The organism is Microcoleus sp. S13_C3 (assembly GCF_036700905.1).
GTDB lineage: Bacteria > Cyanobacteriota > Cyanobacteriia > Cyanobacteriales > Microcoleaceae > Microcoleus.
Map to the genome: position 1 here is coordinate 18,818 of NZ_JAUBPT010000129.1, position 3,670 is coordinate 22,487.

Consider the following 3,670-nt stretch of genomic DNA (forward strand, 5'->3'; position numbering starts at 1 on the left):
GGCTTCTAGCCCGCCCGCAACGGGCAAGATGCCCGTTCCACAAGAAATATGATGATTTGTGGGGAGTAGGGGTTGGGTTTCTAGCCCGCCCGCAACGGGCAAGATGCCCGTTCCACAAGAAACATTATTCCTTGTGGGGAGTAGGGGTTGGGCTTCTAGCCCGCCTGTTAAACCCTCATTTATATTAGTAGAAACAATCGGATTTTGAGCCAATCCTGACAGCAAAAAACCCATCAACGGCTGACACCGATCGCCACAAGCGCCATAAAATTCTCCCTGTATCTTATCCCCCGATGGCGGCCCCCACCAAAACTCAGCCATTGCCAGCGGTTTCAGATGGTGTACTGCCGCGTAGTGGAGCAATTTTGGGGCGCAACAGTCGCCGGTGCCAGTGGGAATAGAATTAGTTGGCATTAATGAGGAGATCGAGCTCGATTTCCCCAAAAAATTCATCAGAGTGTAAGCCGCGTGCATTTGCATCTGAAGTTCGCGGGAAAGTTCTTTTCGCTGCTGTTTTAGCGCCCGCATCCGTCGATCCGCAGCTTCAATTAATTGTTTTAGGGGCTGCAATGTTTCATCCCGCTGTCGTTTCAATTGTCTGCGTTCAATTTTCTCCAAACGGCTTTCTTGATTCAGTTGTTCCAGGGCAATTTCTAGTGTTTCTGCTGTGAGAGTTTGACACAGTAACTGGCGTTTTTCGTCTCGCTGCTGCTTGCAATTGCGATGCCGATCGCTCAAAACTTGCATTTGCACTTCAAACTCCCGAAATAAGGCTTCATACTCTTGTCGCTGCGGGAGTTGATTCAATGCAATAAGTTCCTGTTTCATCACCTCCAATTGAGTTAACGTGCGGGCTTCATCGAAAGCAACACGATCACGTCCCGGAATCGGTGGCACCCAGCCTTCAACAATGCTGCAACCATTCAGCAGCCCGGAAAATGCTTTGAGTATCCCCTGTTCCCCCGAAGGCCTCTCCACCAGTAATATGCCGTACATCTTCCCTTCGCGATCGTAGGAATCGTCAGCCGCCAGGTACTGCATCAAACCCCGCGCCAGATCCTCGGACATTCGAGTGCGCGGCAGTCTCAGCAGCTCGCCACTTTGAGAACAACGGCCTTCGTACCAATAATTCGGCTGCGAGTCGATCGACTCCCAATGACAGTCCGTGACATCTAAAAGCGCGTGAAATTCTAACATATTAAATGTGGTTTGAAATCTGAATTAGGATATATTTTCTTGTGTCTTGACCCAGCCCAAAAACGGATACAAGTTTCCGACACTCGTCGTGGAGAGCTGAAAATTTTAGACTCTGCTTCAATCTCCCAGATTCATCTGTCGAGTCAATCGATTTTAGATTTTAGATTTTAGATTTTAGATTTAAGCATTGACCCCACGGATAAATTCGGGGGGCAAGTTTCATCGGATACACGTTGTTGATTTCACCGGTCCTGAGTCTGCTTTCGGAATGAATCCGGGGGCTTGTATCATGGATGCTTTCGGTCAATCGAAAATCTAAAATCGACTGACGATATCTTACATGGGTGTACCGAACGTGGGAAGGGTGCATAATTTTATACCTACTAGAATTAAGTAAAAATGATTGGTTGCACCAAGCCTGATATGCTAAATTTGTTTCAAAACAGCAGCGAGATTAAGAAAAGCATAAGTTAATATATAAGACCGCAAGCTTGTTATCCCACTAAATTTTTTATGTGTAAGGCGTATGCCAGACCTCTCGACTTCGGCTCCTGAAAACTCATCAAACCCCCAACCAGCTCTGCTGCCGCCGATTTTAAGAATTTTTGCAGCATTTCCAGATTACGATCGGGGCAATAGATTGTACGCCGCAGGAAGGTACGAAGCGGCAGTCCTTTGCTACGGAAAAGCGGTTCAAATTAAGCCGGACTGGGCTAGGGCGTGGCTGAATCTGGGCAAAGCTTACAAGCAACTGCATTCCTACGCAGAAACCGTAGCCTGCGCCGATCGAGCTACAGCAATTAATCCCGAAGAATACTGGGCTTGGATGCTGCGGGGCACAGGGCTGTTAAGTTTGCAAAATCACTCAGAAGCGATCGCGGCTTTCGACACCGCAATTCAAATCAATTCAGAAAAGCACGAAGCTTGGTATCAGCGAGGCAGAGTTTTAGAGGAATTGCAGCAGTGGGATGCAGCCGCAACCTGTTACAAAAAAGCAACCCAACTTCATCCGAATTTGCCCGCCATGTGGTATCGGCAAGGCAATGTGTTGGTTCAAGCGGAGCGCTATCCTGAAGCCGTGGCGGCTTTTGAGCGCGCGCTGAAACTCGTCCCGACTAATTGGGAAGCTTGGCTGAACCGAGGTTTGGCTTTGATGAAAGCCGAACGCTACGCTGAAGCTGTAACTTCTTACGATCGCGCCATTCAACTGCAACCACAAAATAGTCTGGCTTGGTTCAATCGGGGCATTGCTTCAGCAAAATTGCACAAATATGCAGAAGCGGTGACAGCTTACGATCGCGTACTGCAAATGCAACCCAACGACTGCGAAGCTTGGTTTTATAAAGGAATGGCTCTCAAACACCAGTGGGCCGACGCGGCAATTGCTTGTTTCGATCGGGCAATTCAAATTAATTCTTTTTATCCCGAAGCATGGATCGGGCGCGGTCAAACACTGTCAGAATCGAGAGATTTTGAAGGGGCGATCGCTGCTTTTGACCAAGCCATTCAAATTAATCCGAATTTTCCCGAAGCTTGGCTGGGTAGAGGCATCGCCCTGGCAGGATTGGAACGCTACAAAGAGGCAATTATCGCTTACAGCAATGCCCTACAAATTGAAGGTAATTTTCTAGAAGCTTGGAACTTGCGAGGCGAAGCTTTGGAAAAATTACAGCAATACGAAGAAGCGATCGCCTGTTTTGATAAAGTAATCTCTCTGACTTCAGAAGCAGAAATTACATCAAAAGTAGGCTTGCAGCAAGGCGCAGCGCTGGAAAAATTGCAGCGTTACGAAGAAGCTGTCGCAGCTTACAACCGCGTACTAAAAATCGTGCCCGACAATTTTGAAGCTTGGTTGAAACGCGGCAATGCTTTGTCAAAATTGCAGCAGTACGAACAAGCTCTAGCATCATACGATCGAGCAATTACTGTCTGGCCGGACAACTATCAAGGCTGGGTACAGCGAGGTCTGATTCTAGGGGAAATGCAGAACTATTCCCAAGCACTCGTCGCTTTTGACCAAGTGATTCAACTCAAGCCAGACAACTGGGAAGCTTGGGCACAGCGGGGCGACGTTTTGCAAAAATTGCAGCGAACTCAAGATGCCATTAGCTCTTACGGAGTCGCCCTCGAAATCAAACCCGATTACTACGAAGCTTTAGTCAGTCGAGAAGAATTGAGACTCAAGGGCGCCATGTCAGGAAAGTGGTAAGGAATGAGAATTAAATAACTTACAATGCGTGATGGTTCTTGTGGGATGGGCGTCCCGCCCGTCCTTTTTGGACGGGCGAGACGCCCATCCCACAATCTTGTGGAAGTTATTTAATTCGCGATCCTTTGTTCCTGGTAACGCTGCGCTGGGGTAAAGTTTTAACCTGAACTTCCCTATGCAAATAAGCTAAGTAGCTAGACAAAATTAATTACATAGTTTTCTCCAAATTCTTTCAGGATTTTTTCCACAGAGGTAACAAAAGTA

1 protein-coding gene and 1 pseudogene are annotated in these 3,670 nt (G+C 47.5%); one reads left to right on the top strand and one right to left on the bottom strand.

Features of this window, described 5'->3' with window-relative positions; all coding sequences use genetic code 11:
• Positions 1–1,197, bottom strand: a pseudogene (locus QUA16_RS27200) (RluA family pseudouridine synthase); the annotation flags it as partial.
• Between the two features lie 526 nt (positions 1,198–1,723).
• On the opposite strand from QUA16_RS27200, the gene QUA16_RS27205 reads away from it, so the two are divergent.
• Positions 1,724–3,406 carry a tetratricopeptide repeat protein gene (locus tag QUA16_RS27205; RefSeq protein ID WP_333109579.1) on the top strand — a complete coding sequence of 561 codons (1,683 nt, stop codon included), beginning with the start codon at positions 1,724–1,726 and terminating at the stop codon, positions 3,404–3,406.
• Positions 3,407–3,670: the final 264 nt, after the last annotated feature.